At 36.0% G+C, this 15,579-nt stretch carries 13 protein-coding genes and 1 pseudogene; 12 read left to right on the top strand and 2 right to left on the bottom strand.

Annotated elements, in window-relative coordinates; genetic code table 11:
* Window positions 1-93: 93 nt before the first annotated feature.
* The 6 genes from NBX25_RS08640 (at window position 94) to NBX25_RS08615 (ending at window position 5,812) form a co-directional block, all read left to right on the top strand.
* Entirely contained in the window at window positions 94-1,098 is a 1,005-nt protein-coding gene (locus tag NBX25_RS08640) for an SDR family oxidoreductase (protein WP_002978389.1), read from the top strand.
* Between the two features lie 290 nt (window positions 1,099-1,388).
* On the top strand, window positions 1,389-1,772 hold the full coding sequence (locus NBX25_RS08635; RefSeq protein ID WP_002978391.1) for a response regulator: 384 nt from the start codon (window positions 1,389-1,391) through the stop codon (window positions 1,770-1,772).
* Between the two features lie 340 nt (window positions 1,773-2,112).
* A complete protein-coding gene (locus NBX25_RS08630) occupies window positions 2,113-2,943 on the top strand; it encodes a GLPGLI family protein (RefSeq protein ID WP_002978549.1) in 831 nt (276 codons plus the stop codon).
* Between the two features lie 40 nt (window positions 2,944-2,983).
* On the top strand, window positions 2,984-3,655 hold the full coding sequence (locus tag NBX25_RS08625; RefSeq protein WP_002978551.1) for a serine hydrolase domain-containing protein: 672 nt from the start codon (window positions 2,984-2,986) through the stop codon (window positions 3,653-3,655).
* On the top strand, window positions 3,628-4,107 hold the full coding sequence (locus NBX25_RS08620) for a hypothetical protein (protein WP_002978553.1): 480 nt from the start codon (window positions 3,628-3,630) through the stop codon (window positions 4,105-4,107). Before NBX25_RS08625 ends, NBX25_RS08620 begins: the two co-directional genes overlap by 28 nt.
* 70 nt (window positions 4,108-4,177) lie before the next feature.
* On the top strand, window positions 4,178-5,812 hold the full coding sequence (locus NBX25_RS08615; protein ID WP_002978554.1) for a M1 family metallopeptidase: 1,635 nt from the start codon (window positions 4,178-4,180) through the stop codon (window positions 5,810-5,812).
* 258 nt (window positions 5,813-6,070) lie between these two features.
* On the opposite strand, the gene NBX25_RS08610 is transcribed toward NBX25_RS08615, so the two are convergent.
* Window positions 6,071-6,970, bottom strand: coding sequence for a hypothetical protein (locus NBX25_RS08610; RefSeq protein WP_002978555.1), 900 nt, complete (start codon window positions 6,968-6,970; stop codon window positions 6,071-6,073).
* Window positions 6,891-7,094, bottom strand: a complete 204-nt coding sequence (locus tag NBX25_RS08605) for a helix-turn-helix domain-containing protein (RefSeq protein WP_228370517.1) — start codon at window positions 7,092-7,094, stop codon at window positions 6,891-6,893. Before NBX25_RS08605 ends, NBX25_RS08610 begins: the two co-directional genes overlap by 80 nt.
* A gap of 127 nt (window positions 7,095-7,221) precedes the next feature.
* Between NBX25_RS08605 and aceB the strand changes: the two are divergent.
* The 6 genes and pseudogenes from aceB (at window position 7,222) to NBX25_RS24780 (ending at window position 15,538) form a co-directional block, all read left to right on the top strand.
* Window positions 7,222-8,796 (top strand): annotated as a pseudogene (gene aceB, locus NBX25_RS08600) (malate synthase A).
* Between the two features lie 124 nt (window positions 8,797-8,920).
* Window positions 8,921-10,201, top strand: coding sequence for an isocitrate lyase (aceA, locus tag NBX25_RS08595; protein ID WP_002978557.1), 1,281 nt, complete (start codon window positions 8,921-8,923; stop codon window positions 10,199-10,201).
* Window positions 10,202-10,608: 407 nt separating this feature from the next.
* Window positions 10,609-11,160: a hypothetical protein gene (locus tag NBX25_RS08590; RefSeq protein ID WP_002978558.1), complete on the top strand. Its 552-nt coding sequence runs from the start codon at window positions 10,609-10,611 to the stop codon at window positions 11,158-11,160.
* 3 nt (window positions 11,161-11,163) lie between these two features.
* Window positions 11,164-12,522, top strand: coding sequence for a Dyp-type peroxidase (locus tag NBX25_RS08585; RefSeq protein WP_002978559.1), 1,359 nt, complete (start codon window positions 11,164-11,166; stop codon window positions 12,520-12,522).
* Between the two features lie 10 nt (window positions 12,523-12,532).
* Window positions 12,533-13,669, top strand: a complete 1,137-nt coding sequence (locus NBX25_RS08580) for a catalase family protein (RefSeq protein ID WP_002978560.1) — start codon at window positions 12,533-12,535, stop codon at window positions 13,667-13,669.
* A gap of 63 nt (window positions 13,670-13,732) precedes the next feature.
* Entirely contained in the window at window positions 13,733-15,538 is a 1,806-nt protein-coding gene (locus NBX25_RS24780) for a 3-hydroxyacyl-CoA dehydrogenase (protein WP_002978561.1), read from the top strand.
* Window positions 15,539-15,579: the final 41 nt, after the last annotated feature.

Here is a 15,579-nt window from a genome sequence, read left to right as displayed (position 1 = left end):
TCATAAAACCTTTGTTGAGTAGTCTACTAATTTTACATATAGTACCCATTTTACAAATTACAGAATTCTAAAACACCAAATAATCATATTGATATGGAAAGTAAAATAACAAGGAGAGATGCTATCGGAAAGATAGCTGCAACCGTTGCCATAGCAGCGGTTGCTCCGGGCGCTTTAGCGCAGTCACAGAACAGCAATACAGGTAAAGCGAATGCAAAGGAGCTTACTGACCCGCGAAACAAATATCCCAAACCACCTTTTAATAAGCAGTCGCAACCTTTTCCTGGTTTGGCAGGCAAAATGACACCGGTGCCGGACCATGGAGAGAAGAGCTATGTAGGTTCAGGAAGACTACAAGGAAGAAAAGCATTGATTACTGGCGGTGATTCCGGTATTGGTCGGGCTGCTGCCATTGCTTATGCAAGAGAAGGAGCAGATGTAGCCATTAATTACCTACCTGCTGAAGAGGAAGATGCTAAGCAGGTGATCGAACTTATCAAAAAGGAAGGCCGTAAAGGTATAGCCATTCCAGGAGATATTCGTAGCGAAGCCTTCTGCAAACAATTGGTTAGCCAGGCTGTGCAGCAACTCGGAGGTCTGGATATTCTGATCAATAATGCAGGACATCAGAAAGCCAATGAATCTATACTCGATCTTAGTTCCGATGACTTCGACTGGACTATGAAAACAAATATCTATGCACCTTTTTGGATCACAAAGGCTGCTCTTCCTCATATGAAGCCTGGGTCTTCTATTATAGGATTGTCCTCCATTCAGGCCTATGATCCCTCTGCTGATCTTTATGATTATGCACAAACCAAAGCAGCAACGACCAACTATGTAAAATCTCTTGCCAAGCAGTTGGGACCGAAAGGCATAAGAGTCAATGGTGTTGCACCCGGACCTATCTGGACACCTCTTCAGGTAAGCGGAGGCCAGACACAGGAAAACCTGGAAAAATTTGGCGGTGATACACCACTCGGAAGACCAGGACAGCCTGCAGAACTAGCTTCTATATTTGTTCAGTTAGCCGCTGATGATGCCAGTTTTGCGACAGGACAGATATATGGAGCATCCGGTGGTAAAGGACAACCATAATGTTGGCCTACAAATAAAAAAGGATTCTTTTCGGAAAAATCATCCCTTTACAGGAACTGAAAACAATACTAAGTGCGTTTTACAACGTAAAGCGCGCTTATTTTAATACATATAATATAATTATTGATTGCTAAATGGATAAAGATCAATCTTTATCCATTTAGTTCATATAAATTTACGGTAAGCCTACTACTAATTATTCATCCTCTTAGCGGGTTATCGTTCAAGCATTATACAGTTGATTATTAAAATTTCAACTATCCTCCCACAAACCCTTAAGATCAAAGCCTATGTCGAATAAAACTATAATCATTTTTGATAGCGATGTTCTATTTGTAGAACTTCTGAATGAAATTCTCAAGGAGACAGGTTTTAAGATCGTCTCATTAGATTCTTCGCAGGACATTATTGAAGAAGTTACACTATGTACTCCAGATATTATTTTAATTGATTCTTGTATTTCGGGTTATAATGCCATGAAAATAAGTAATAGTCTCAAGCGGAATTATGTCCTAAACAATATACCAGTCATTTTACTTGGAACCAGCTTTGATCTTTCAGAGATAACGACCAGAGTAGGAGGGGACGACTTTATCTCTAAGCCGTTTAATATTGAGGAGTTTGAACAAAAGATATTGATGTACAGTACTTTTTCATCAATAGAAAGCAGTTAAGCGAGCCAACTATGTGACTGCTTATTTTTTTTTAAAAAAGACTATTCTCAAACACGTTTATTTTATTACTTTATATTTTCTCCTATAAATTCGCAATCGGTTCCTAGTAGATTTTAAATTGCAGCTTGTTGCTGGATGGACAAATTATGGGAAAAGTTTGTTGCTGTAGCAGTTTTACAATAAACGGTCTTTTTTGTTAGTAATAAGCATTTTACTAAAAATAATCGATTGAGTAAGAAATTGACGATGGGTAATTTCGTACGCGTCAAAGCACTTTTTCCTTATTCGGCTTTCTTTAAATAATTATATTTGAATTTGAAACCTTCAAAAACAAATAATTATGAAAATAATCATGTTATTTTGCCTGCTTATCGGAAGTTTTTTCCAGGCTCAAACACACAGGTATATTTATGAATTACAATTGAAAATGGATTCAACTGAAAACGAACATCAGAAATTCTATATGATATTGGATGTTAATAAAAATGAAACCAAATTTTATGGAAGAAATCTATTAATTGCGGATTCTATAAATAAAAAATTTGGAAACATGGATAATAAACATGTTGATATGACGGGACAGATTGTCAAGAGGAGAAACGATTCGTCTGAAAACGAAAATTTCATCAATATCAAATTCGGCTATTATTCTTTCAAAACTAACGATATCATTAATTGGAAAATTGAAAGTGATACAAAAAAATACAATGAATATGATCTTCAGAAAGCAACCGCTGATTTTGGAGGACGGCATTGGATAGCCTGGTTCAACAAGGATATTCCTTTTAATGAAGGTCCGTATAAATTTCGTGGATTACCGGGTTTGATTTTTGAGATTCAGGATGATAAAAATAACTTTATCTATAAGCTCATTAAAAATCAAAACTTTCCCGACAATTTCGCAACAGATGATTTTCTGGAATCAAATTTTGGAAACAAGGCTGTTGTTATCAATGAAAAACAGAAGAAAAAGTTACTAATGGATTTTTACAATGATCCTTTTTCTTTCGAAAGAACCAATTTGAAAAGCAGTCCCAACCTGAATATTAATATCGGAGGAAAACAAATCAGCAATATCGAAGAACTGAATGCACAGGTAAAAAATCTGCAGTCCATTATAAGAAAATATAATAATCCTGTTGAAGTTGATAAAGCTATAAAGTATAATTAATATTGTCAATAAGCTTTAGAACTTTAGTGATACCGTAGACATGATAGAAAGAATATTAAATAGTATTTCCTTCTTTAACACAAATTGCATTTTTAAGCAAATGAAAGTAAAACTTCAATTCATTTTGACCTTCCTGATAGCCTATAGTTTAATTGCCCAAACTATTTCAGATAAGATTGACAGTATCAGAATTAGATACCAAATTCCGGCTTTAGAAATTGCCGTAATATCTTCTGATTCAATCTTAATGAAAGCTTTAGGAACAAATAAAGTTAATTCTAATGTGCAGGTTACTCTACAAAATAGATTTCATCTGGGTTCAAATACTAAGGCAATTACATCATTTATTGCTGCTGATTTGGTATCACAAGGAAAAATTAACTGGAATACTGATTTTTTTCATTTATTTCCGGAATTAAAGGCAAAGCAAAATCAAAGTAAGAGTCTAACATTAATTAATCTTCTGAATTTTAAAGCGCCACTAGCTCCGTTTTCTTATGATACATATATCCCGGAATCTGTGGTAATAACAGGAACAAACCAAGAACAACGATACAATATTGCGAAATACTTACTCACTCAAAAAGCGGTAAAGAAAAATAACGATGATTTGTACTTAACAAACCTTGGCTACGTTTTAGCGGGACTTATGTTAGAAAAAGTTAGCAATAAAATTATTATGAATTGGTCAACGATCTCAAAAAAAAATTAAATATTGATTTCAGATTTGGTAGTCCAAATACCCAAGATGAACAACAGACTTACGGCCATTATGAACAACTAGTCCCACTTATAGAAGAGAATATAAAATTAAATTGGTTGCTGTCAGCGGGTAATATAAACACCACTTTACCCGATTATTCATTATATATTCAAAATTATTTAAAAGGATTAGAAGGAAAAGGAATACCATTTAAGAAAGAAACTTTTGAACAGCTTCTATTTCAATTCCCCATTTTTTCTTTTGGTTGGTTCAAAAAAACAGGAAAAGATGGAAAAAGTTATATTAATAATTTTGGAAATGCCAACGGTTTTATGTCCTCCGTATCAATATTTAAAGAGAAAAAAATTGCTATCATTATTTTCGGCAATTTATCTTCAGAGTCAGCAAATGAAGGAATAGACCTGGTCCTTGAAATGTTAGCGGAAAAATATTGCACTTAGCGTATTATTCTAAAATGTATTGCTATTTAGCTATGTACCTGACTTAATTAATAATCAGATCTGTTCTGATATGAATGTACTAAGATTTATTTTTATATTGTTTGTATCCAACTGGGCTGCTGCACAACAGCCATCTAAAGAAGATTCTTTGGTAGGCTCTTTAACACCGGAGAAAAGATGGTGGGACTTAATGTCATATAACATTACCATTAAACCCGATTACCATACAAAAACGATTACAGGAAATAATAAAATCAGATATAAAGTAATTTCAGAGCAACCATCTGAATTGATGCAGATCGACTTTGTAAAACCATTGATCATTGACAGTGTTACTCAAAATGGTAAAAAGCTAAGCTTTCAAAATAAAGGAAATATCTGGTATGTTTCAGGAGTCAGAAAACATAAAAATAGGAAATACAACATCGCTGTTTATTATTCGGGTAAACCTGTAGAATCTCAATCCCCACCATGGGACGGAGGTTTTGTATGGGGCAAAGATTCTTTAAACCGTCCCTGGATTTCAGTGGCCTGTCAGTACAAAGGAGCCAGCTTATGGTATCCATGCAAAAATATGCTGTATGATGAACCAGATGAGGGTGCTTCTATTTCAATAATTACGCCTGCATCTCTAAATGCGATAGGTAACGGATGTCTGGTAAAACAGCAACGGACATCTGATGGTGACATGCAATATACATGGAAAGTCGTTAATCCGATCAATCATTATGGCATCTCTTTCTACATGGGCAACTACGTTAATATCAAAAAGAATTATACCGGAATCATAGGGAAACTAAGCATGGATTATTGGGTTCTCGACTATAATAAACAAAAGGCTGAAAATCATTTAATACCTGAATCCATTCAGGCAATGAAGTCACTGGAACATTGGTTTGGTCCATATCCGTTCTATGAAGACGGATTTAAGATTGTAGAAGCACCTTATATCGGAATGGAACATCAGAGTGCGATTGCATATGGTAATAATTTTACAAAAGGGACATACAAAGGAAATGATGTGTCAAAAACAGGCTGGGGTAAAAAAACAGACAGAATCGTTATTCATGAGATGTCACATGAATGGTTCGGAAATAGTATTACCGCCGGCGATATTGCTGACCGATGGATCCAGGAAGGATTTGCAGGTCTGGCTGAAGAGCTTGTACTTTCGGATCTGTTTGGAAAAAAAGCAGAGGAGGAGTTTCTTTCAGGCAGATACAGAACCATTGAAAATGATAAACCTATTATTGGCAGATACGGTATTAATGAAGATGGAAGCTCAGACGGATATGTAAAAGGATGGGCGGTCATTCACATGATCAAGACTGTCATCGATAATGACGAAAAATTTTTGCAAATACTACGTGGGCTTAATAAACAGTTCTATCACAAGGTTGTCACAACAAAAGAAATTGAAAATTACATTAATATTCAGTCAGGAATAAACTTTAATGCTGTGTATGATCAGTATCTGAGAACCTCTCAGGTTCCAGTATTGGAATATTTTATAACAGATCATAAACTACAGTATCGATTTACAAACTGTATCAATAATTTTACAATGCCGATTAAGATCATTGGTATTGAAGACTGGATTTCTCCAACTACTTCCTGGCAATCCTATGATCTGAAAAATAATTTTATTAATCAGGTTGATATTGATCCTAATTTTTACATAAAAAGTTATAAAAGCAAAGAATAAATTGGGAAATGTATGGTACTTATTTTAACGTTAAAAATGAAAATTGGGGGGTGTAATGGCAAAATGTAGTAATTATTATAGTTGCAATCGGGAATTGTTAATATGTTGATTTACATTGAAATATAAGGCTGGAGGTGTACAAAAGTAGTATAATTGTACATTTAAATTTATCGTCAAATATTGTAAAATATTAGTTCACAAGTGTTTAATGTGACGAGATGCGTTCGGAAAAGTAGAAAAAAAAGATGTTACAGCATCTTAATTCTGTACCACTTTTGTACACCTTGTATTGAGTAAACTACCATTAATAAACACTTCTTTAGATACTGTTAGGTGATAAAAAGTTTCAGGTGAATTGGTGAATTTCTCAATCAGACTTTCAAAATTTTGGGGGTTCCATTCATTCTGAAAGAAAAATTCTGAAGTTTTTCTAATGATTTTTTGTTTTGAAATCAATAATGCTCCGGCAAAATAAGAAGCATAAAAATTATTTAAAATTTCCTCAAAACTTCCAAAATCCAGCCAGGAGTATGTATTTGGACGATTTTTTAATTCCAAAACATTGAAGCCGATTTCTTTTGATAGAATAAATGTTTTTTGATCCCGTTCCAATTTTTTATTTAAAAGCAATAGTTTTTTTTCAGGAATAAAAAGCGAACGGAGATTGTCTAAAGTTCCATATTCTTCAAAATTTTCTGACTGAATTTTATAATTAAATTTTTCAGATAAGATATTTTCTAAAATATCCGACTGTAGATTTTTATCAATCTCTAATTTATTTTCTTGCGCAAACTGTAATGCTTTATCTTCAATTTCAGGGAAATAATTGTCATACAATTCCTGAAACGAACGAAGAACAGCGAAGTAAAATCGTTCTTTTCCTAAATTATAATTCTGAGAAATTTCGATCAAAGCATTAATGAACGCAGTTACTTTTTTTGGTGCATCGCTGATAATACTTATCAAATTATTTTTATTGATTCCGAAAAGTTCCAAAGGGATTTCTTTGAAAAAATCCGATTGTAAAATTTCATTAAATGGAGCTAAACTTTTATCCAGTTTTGTCGAGACTAAATCATCAAAAGTGCAGTTCAGTGATTCTGAAAGCTGAATAATTTTTATCGTGCTTCGGATATTTTTTGCCATTTTCAATTTCATTGAGGTAAGATTTAGACAATCCGGTCTTTGTAGCGAGATCCTGCAAAGACCAGTTTTTCTTTTGTCTTTGCTGTTTCAGTTTTAGCCCGAAAACCGTCTTGATATAGTCACTTTCAGAATTCATAAGTCAAAGATAAATATTTGGAAGGGTTTTTTCGCATAATAAATTTTAAAATAAATTCGGCGAACGTTCGCTGCATGTGAAAATTTTTATTTAGGTTTGTAATGTTGAATCAGAAAATCAATTGATTATGGAAACAAAGACTCAATTAAGAATTAAAGCTCAGCAACAGTTTGAAGAAATTTTTACTAATGATTTAGTTGATTTTTTGGTTGAGCTTCATCAGAACTTTAATGCTAAAAGATTAGAGCTTTTAGATGAAAGAGAAATTACACAGAAAGATTTCGATAAAGGAATTCTTCCAAAATTTCTTCCAGAAACCGAAGAAATCAGAACAGGAAATTAGGTTTGCAATCCACTTCCTGAAGATTTGCTGGATCGAAGAGTGGAAATTACTGGGCCAGTTGATCGAAAAATGATTATTAATGCTTTGAATTGTGGTGCTTCAACTTTTATGGCGGATTTTGAAGACAGCAATTCTCCAACCTGGAAAAACTGTATGGAAGGTCAAATCAATCTTTCGGATGCAATCAATAGAAGAATTGATTTTACAAATGAGCAGGGAAAATCATACCAATTAAATGAAGAAATGGCTGTTCTGCTAGTTCGTCCAAGAGGTTTGCATTTGAATGAAAAACATATTGAAATCAATGATGAACAAACTTCTGCTTCATTAATAGATTTTGGAATTTATTTTTTCAGAAACATAAAACAATTGATAGAAAACGGAAGTGCAACTTATTTTTATCTCCCCAAATTAGAACATTACAAAGAAGCACGCTGGTGGAATGACGTCTTTGTTTTTGCTCAAAACTATCTCGGAATTCCTCAGGGAACAATTAAAGCAACAGTTTTAATTGAAACTATTACTGCATCTTTTCAAATCGATGAAATTTTATTCGAATTAAAAGAACATAGTTCCGGTTTGAATTGTGGTCGATGGGATTATATTTTTTCATTCATTAAAAAATTCAGAAATCTTCCAGAATTTATTCTCCCTGATCGTGATCAGGTAACAATGACTTCACCTTTTATGAATGCATACTCAAAAAGAGTGATTGAAGTTTGTCATAAAAGAAATGTTCACGCGATTGGTGGAATGGCGGCGCAGATTCCTATTAAAAATGATTATGAAGCCAACAGTCAGGCTTTTGGAAAGGTCAGAAATGATAAAGAGCGTGAAGTGAAAAATGGTCACGATGGAACTTGGGTTGCACATCCCGATTTGGTTTCTGTGGCGAAAGATATTTTCGACCAGTTTATGCCTGAGAAAAATCAAATCGATAAAAAGTTTGATTATCAAATTACAGAAAATGATTTACTGGAAATTCCAAAAGGAGAAATTACCGAACAGGGTGTCCGAAAAAATATCAACGTCGGAATTCTGTATATCGAATCTTGGTTAATGGGAGTAGGTGCAGCTGCGATTTATAATCTGATGGAAGATGCGGCAACTGCTGAAATTTCAAGGACTCAAGTTTGGCAATGGCTGAAAAATGAAGCATTTCTAAATGATGAAAGAAAACTGACCAGGGAAATGATTCTTCAATGGGAATTTGAGGAACTGGAAAGAATTGAAAAATATGTCGGTGAAGAACGTTTCAAAAACGGAAAATTTACTCTGGCAAAAGAACTTTTTAACGAATTGATTTTCTGTGAAAACTTTGTTGAATTTTTAACATTGAAAGCGTATCCGTTTATTTAAAATAGAATTAGAAATTTTTAATAAGAAAAGTTCTCGCACAAAATTTTTCCACATTTCAATTCGAATAGTTTCACTTGAAATCTCAGATCTCGCAACTTGAAGAAAATTTTAAACTCTAAATATTATGAAAACAAAACAGGAAAAAATTCAGGAATTAGAAAAAGACTGGCTGGATAATCCACGTTGGAATAGCGTGAAAAGACCTTACACAGCCGAAGATGTACTGAAACTTCGAGGTTCTTACCAATTAGATTATACGATTGCTACCGAAATGTCAAAGAAATTCTGGACAAAACTCAATTCTCAGGATTTTGTTGCCGGATTAGGAGCTTTAACTGGAAATCAAGCGGTTCAGGAAGTTGATGCGGGACTGGAAGCAATTTATCTTTCAGGTTGGCAAGTTGCAGCAGATGCTAATTTGTCTGGTGAAATGTATCCCGATCAATCTTTGTACCCAGCGAATTCAGTACCTTCTGTTGTGAAGAAAATTAATAATGCATTATTAAGGGCAGATCAAATTCAATCCGTAAACGGAGGTGGAGAAAAAGAATATTTAGTTCCAATAATCGCCGATGCAGAAGCAGGTTTTGGCGGAAATTTAAATGCTTATGAATTAATGAAGCAAATGATTGAGGCGGGAGCGGCAGCAGTACATTTTGAAGATCAGTTATCTTCTGCGAAAAAATGTGGGCATTTGGGTGGAAAAGTTTTGGTTCCGACTCAAGAAGCGGTTAATAAGCTAATATCGGCTCGTTTAGCAGCAGATGTTTTGGGAGTACCGACTGTAATTATTGCTAGAACAGATGCAGATGCGGCAGATTTGTTGACTTCAGATATTGATGACAGGGATAAAAAGTTTGTGACAGGGAAAAGAACTTCCGAAGGTTTCTATGTTGTGAAAAATGGTGTAGAGCAGGGAATTGACAGAGGTTTATCTTATGCTCCTTATGCCGATTTGATCTGGATGGAAACGTCAAATCCGGATCTGAAGATGGCAAGAAAATTTGCAGAAGGAATTCGTACAAAATTTCCAGATAAAATGTTGGCTTATAACTGTTCACCTTCTTTTAATTGGGCTGCAAAATTAAGTGTCGATGAAATGCTGAATTTCCGAGAAGAATTGGGAAAAATGGGTTACAAATTCCAGTTTATTACATTGGCTGGTTTTCATGCTTTGAATACTGCGATGTTTGAATTAGCTTTGGCATATAAAGAAAAAGGAATGGCAGGTTATTCTGAATTGCAGGAACGCGAATTTGCTTTGCAGAAGCAGGGTTTCAGAGCGGTAAAACATCAGTCTTTTGTTGGGACAGGATATTTTGATGAAATTCAAAATATTGTAACCAATGGTTCGGCAGCAACAGTGGCGATGAGAGATTCGACAGAAACAGCACAGTTTCATTAAAAATTTAATATTGGCAAATTTCATTGTATTTTTGCGTTTAACTATTCTTACAAAAAATCCATTATAATTAAATTTAATTGTTGCAATCTTCCTGTTTTGAGGAAGGTTTTTGTTTTGAATGTTCTATTGAGTAAATATTGAGAAATCTCAATTATAAAGATTGATTTTTTATAGTTAAATAGGTTTTATTCTCTCAAAATTACAACAAGATTAAAGATAAGATATTTCCTTTTATCAATTGAAGCTTTTAAAGCAAATAGGTCGGATTAGGGAGTTTCAGTATATAAAATACGAATTTCGGTACATTACGATAGATTGCTATGGCTTTAAATTTGTAATAAACTCTTTAAGATTATTGTTTCATCTTGAAAAATAATGTGAATTAGTATTAATCAAAAATCTTAATTATGAGTTTCATAGACAAAGTAAAATTGGCTGCCGAGCTAGCAAAGGCGAATTTCAGTGAAGGTATTGATGATGGTTATGACCATTCCACTACATCTGCCGGAAGAAAAGGGTTAAGATCCGGCCGTGTATCTGAGTTAACTGCGATGGCAGACCTAAAACCCGGAGGTGCAGAAAATCTCAGAACCATAATGGAAATTGCAGGTGGGGATCTGAAAGGCGCAACCAAAGTAGGAACCCTGCATGACCTTCGTATAGTTTTGTTTGATAACGATACCAAGATTCTTTTCTGCACGGCTTACGATGGCGACTGGGATGCTTATATTGATGATTTCGCCACAAAAATTCCGCAGCTGATGGACATCATTTTTGGGAATGTAGAAGGCTGGCCAGGCATAAAAAACCCGAGCGTAAAACAGTTTATTCTAGACCATCAGATTACCGCGACAGGTTGGTATGTAGGTGTTCCGCATCTTACGGTGAATGATATAAGGAGAAATGATAAAATCATTAAAGGACTGAATAAGGCAATTGACGAAGCAAATAAAATCTAACCTATGGCATTGGAATTTTTAAAGCGGATTTTTAATCCCAATAAAGTAGAAATTGAGCTGAACGAAATACAGGCCTTAATTCTCAGAAGCCGACCTATACCATATTTCGGAACAGTGGCTATTATTGAAATCAAAGATGCTGTGGCAGCCAGACAAATGCTCCAAAAACTTTTGCCGATTGTGAGTTCTGCGGAAGACTGGCATAAGAATGAAGGCGCATCGGTTACTTTAACATTCACTTATAAAGGTCTGGAAAAAATCGGTGTCCCTCAAGAGTCACTCGATACTTTTCCCGAATCCTTCAAGGAGGGAATGGCAGAACGTTCCCGGTTTCTGTATGACATTGGAGTTAATGACCCTAAAAACTGGGAAAAGGTTTTTAAAAGATCACATATTCACATCGCAGCGGCAATTATCGCCAACAATGAAGAGGCGTGGAAAAGCCAGCTGGAGGAATTTCGTTCTAAATTGACGAATAACAGCGGCGTAGAAGTAATAATGAGCCACGATTTCGCCGTATCTGAAGAGGTTAAAAATGTATTCGGATTCAGGGATGGCATCAGCAATCCGGAGATTGAAGGCAGTGGGATAGATTTGCCGCCCGGATTTGACCGTCCGATTAAAGCAGGCGAATTTATAATGGGCTATCCTGGAGAAGCAGGCATCGTAAAGCCATTTCCACAACCTGAAGTTTTAGGAAAGAACGGTTCTTTTATGGTTTTCAGAAAGTACCAAAGTCAGGTAGCAGAATTTAATCAATTCATTAAGGAAAATTCTTCTTCACCGGAAGAGGGAGAACTGTTGGCTGCCAAAATGGTAGGTCGCTGGCGAAGTGGTGCACCTTTGGTTTTAGCTCCCGAAAAAGATGATAAAGCGCTAGGAGATGATATGCAAAAGAACAATGATTTTTCTTTCAAGAATGATGAGTACGGTAAAAAGTGTCCGTTCAGTTCGCATATCCGCAGGATGAACCCAAGAGATTCCAAATCTTTTGTTTTGGAGGATGAACGTTTGCACAGGATCATCAGAAAAAGTGTAACTTTTGGCGACATCGTTCCGCCGGAGGTAACTAAAAATGACGGTAAGGAACGTGGACAGTACTTTATTGGCATTAGTGCCGATGCAATGGGAACACTGGAATTTCTGCAAAAACAATGGGCAAACGATGGTAACGCCCAAAATCTGGGAATAGAAAAAGATCCTATGATCGGTGTCCAGGACGAAGACGCACTGTTTTCTGCACCGGGAGAACCCCTCATCAAAAGATACCGTGGTTTGCAGACCTACAACATTGTGAAAGGCGGCGAATATTGTTTTATACCAAGCATTTCTGCTTTAAAATGGATTAGCGAATTAAAATAAAAAAAGCACTATGGAAGATTACATCAAGTATAGTTACGAAGTGGAAGAAATTCCCGAAAATTTCGATGAGTATATTACCACCATTAATAACGATATCCGCGAATACATCAAAAATACGCCAAAACTAAGCAGGGCGACCCATCATACAAGAGATGCGCACGCCAATGGCTATGCAGTGCTGAAAGCAGAGGTTGAAATTTTGGATAATCTGTCCGAAGAACTGGCGCAGGGCATTTATGCGAAACCCGGAAAACACCAGGCAGCAGTTCGCTTTTCCAATGGTTCTTCCAGAGTTTTACCAGATAAACTTAGCGGTAACGCACAAGGATTTGCTTTAAAGATTTTTGGGATAGATGGCAAAAAATTATCTCCCGGAGAGGAAGATTCTCCCAATGTTGATTTTAACCTGATTAATAATCCGGTGTTTTTCTGTAACTCGGCAGAACATTATGTTTTCATTTCAAAGCTGTTTTTAAAACTAAATGATTTCTTTGAAAAGGGAGCCTTGGGAAAATTGGAATTTGCCACACTTTGGGTCACCGAAAATAAAAAAGCATTTCCAAATTTTGAGGCTTTGAAGGAATTGGGCGCTCTTAAAACTTTTGAAAAAATCCCTTCCATCAACAGTTTTCTTTATGAATTTTACAGTATGGGAGCAGTTCGCCACGGTGATTATATCGCCAAAGTAAGAGTGATCCCAACTGAGCAGACCAAGAACGCCATCACTGAAAAAAATATTGATCTAGACAGCGCAGAATGGCCGTACAGAAAAGGAATTATCAAAGAAATAGCTCAAAAAGACCTTACGTTTGAGTTGCAAATACAACTTTGCAAAGACCTGAAAGAAATGCCTGTGAATGACCTTACAAAAGAATGGTCACAGGAATTATCACCATTCCGTACGGTGGCAAAAATCACAATACCAAAACAAACGGTTCCTGAGGATGGTAATTTTGAAATTATGGAAAATCTGTCGTTTACACCGTTCAGAACCATCGAAGAGAATTCACCGATCGGGAATTTACAGCGTTCACGGCAGTCAGCGTATGTAACATCTTCAACCTCAAGACACGAGCTAAATCAGAAAAAACGTAAAGAACCAAAGAATTTGGAGGAAGCATTCAGTCCAGAGTTTTATCAGTTATAATTGAAAATGAAGATTGCTGAGTCCTAGTTCCGTAAAGTTTATTACCAAAAATCAACCAAAATTATGAGCAAAATAAAAAATGTAACGGTAGCTGGAAGTGGTGTTTTAGGATTCCAAATTGCTTTTCAAACAGCAATTCACGGATTTGAAACCACGGTTTACGATATCAGCGATGAGGTGCTGGAAAAGGCGAAAGCAAAGTTCGAGGGCTTGGCCGAAAGTCATAAAAAGGATCTTGGCGCCACCGAAGAACAAATTACAAAAGCCAGGGAAAGACTGCACTATTCATCTGATTTGGCATTTGCTGTGAAAGATGCCGATCTTTTGATAGAAGCAGTGCCAGAAGATATTAAAATAAAAACGGAATTTTATAAACAACTCTCCGCAATTGCACCGGAGAAAACCATTTTTGTAAGTAATTCATCCACCTTGTTGCCAAGTCAGTTTGCTGAGGTGACAGGAAGGCCGGCTCAATACCTTAACCTGCATTTTGCCAATCAAATATGGTTGCGAAATACGGCGGAAATTATGCCACATCCAGGAACCGACGAAAAAATAACCGAGGAAATAGTCGATTTTTCCAAGGCGATAGGGATGGTGCCTGTTTTGGTAAAAAAAGAAGTTCCAGGATATGTGCTCAATTCTTTATTAAATCCATTTCTGAATGCCGGAATGCAGCTTTGGATTGGCGATTATGCTACGCCAGAAACCATAGACAAAACCTGGATGCTGGGAACTGGTTCGCCTTACGGACCAATGGCTTTGTATGATATTATCGGATTGACGACACCATACAACATTTACAAACTGCAAGTAGAAAAGGGCAAAACAGATGATAAGATTGTGCTGAATAAACTTAAATCAACCTTCATTGACCAAAATAAACTGGGAATTTCTACTGGCGAAGGCTTTTACAAATATCCAAATCCTTCGTGGCAAAGTCCAGATTTTTTGAAAGTGCCGGAAGCCGATTTAACTAAAATCAGTATTAAAAATGTTGTGGTGGCTGGAAGTGGCGTTCTCGGTTTTCAGATTGCGGTGCAGTGCGCTTATTTCGGCTATGAAGTCACGGTTTATGATGTTAATGATGAAGCTTTAAATAAGGCAAAAAACCGTTTTGATGTCTTGGCTGAAGAATATAAGAACTATCTGAAAGCTGATGAAGAAAAAATCGAAAATACCAAAAATAATCTCACTTATTCGACAGATTTGAAAGCTTCTTTACAAGATGCTGATTTATTGATAGAAGCCGTACCGGAAAGCATCGATATCAAAAAAGATTTCTGGGAAAAAGCTTCTGAGCACGCGCCGGAAAAAACCATTTTTGCGAGCAACTCATCCACACTTTTGCCGAGCAGATTAAGCACATTTACCGATCGTCCGGAAAAATTCATCCATCTACATTTTGCCAATCATATAATGGTTCGTAATACGGCAGAAATAATGGGTTCTGATCAAACCGACCCAATGGTTTATAACGAGATTGTAGAGTTTGCAAAATCCATTGCTATGCTGCCCGTGGAACTGAAGAAGGAAAAATCGGGCTACGTTCTCGATTCTTTGTTAATTCCGCTTTTGGTGGCTGGCCTTGCACTGTGGGCGAATGACGTTGCCGATCCTGCAACCATTGATAAAACCTGGAGAATAGCAACAGGTGCTCCTTTTGGACCAATGGCTATTTTAGATTTGAATGGGATGAACACCAATTACAACATCTTAAAAGAAATCCCGGGAGAACTAACACAGAAAATAGCAGAAAAGCTAAAAGCCGAACTTATCGACAAAGGAAAACTTGGTCAGCAATCCGGCGAAGGTTTTTACAAATATCCTAATCCGGAATGGCAAAGCAAGGATTTTTTGAAAGCTTAAAGTATCCTGAATTCTCATCGAAAACAGTGAAAGAAGCCATA

This window comes from Chryseobacterium sp. Marseille-Q3244, assembly GCF_940807095.1.
Taxonomy (GTDB): Bacteria; Bacteroidota; Bacteroidia; order Flavobacteriales; family Weeksellaceae; genus Chryseobacterium.
Note: the sequence above shows the minus strand (reverse complement) of the source record. Positions and strands in the feature narration are given on the sequence as shown.

Coding starts and splice junctions, on each gene's coding strand:
- NBX25_RS08640 (WP_002978389.1), top strand. CDS start 94: ATGGAAAGTAAAATAACAAGGAGAGATGCTATCGGAAAGATAGCTGCA.
- NBX25_RS08635 (WP_002978391.1), top strand. CDS start 1,389: ATGTCGAATAAAACTATAATCATTTTTGATAGCGATGTTCTATTTGTA.
- NBX25_RS08630 (WP_002978549.1), top strand. CDS start 2,113: ATGAAAATAATCATGTTATTTTGCCTGCTTATCGGAAGTTTTTTCCAG.
- NBX25_RS08625 (WP_002978551.1), top strand. CDS start 2,984: ATGATAGAAAGAATATTAAATAGTATTTCCTTCTTTAACACAAATTGC.
- NBX25_RS08615 (WP_002978554.1), top strand. CDS start 4,178: ATGAATGTACTAAGATTTATTTTTATATTGTTTGTATCCAACTGGGCT.
- NBX25_RS08610 (WP_002978555.1), bottom strand. CDS start 6,970: ATGAAATTGAAAATGGCAAAAAATATCCGAAGCACGATAAAAATTATT.
- NBX25_RS08605 (WP_228370517.1), bottom strand. CDS start 7,094: ATGAATTCTGAAAGTGACTATATCAAGACGGTTTTCGGGCTAAAACTG.
- aceA (WP_002978557.1), top strand. CDS start 8,921: ATGAAAACAAAACAGGAAAAAATTCAGGAATTAGAAAAAGACTGGCTG.
- NBX25_RS08590 (WP_002978558.1), top strand. CDS start 10,609: ATGAGTTTCATAGACAAAGTAAAATTGGCTGCCGAGCTAGCAAAGGCG.
- NBX25_RS08585 (WP_002978559.1), top strand. CDS start 11,164: ATGGCATTGGAATTTTTAAAGCGGATTTTTAATCCCAATAAAGTAGAA.
- NBX25_RS08580 (WP_002978560.1), top strand. CDS start 12,533: ATGGAAGATTACATCAAGTATAGTTACGAAGTGGAAGAAATTCCCGAA.
- NBX25_RS24780 (WP_002978561.1), top strand. CDS start 13,733: ATGAGCAAAATAAAAAATGTAACGGTAGCTGGAAGTGGTGTTTTAGGA.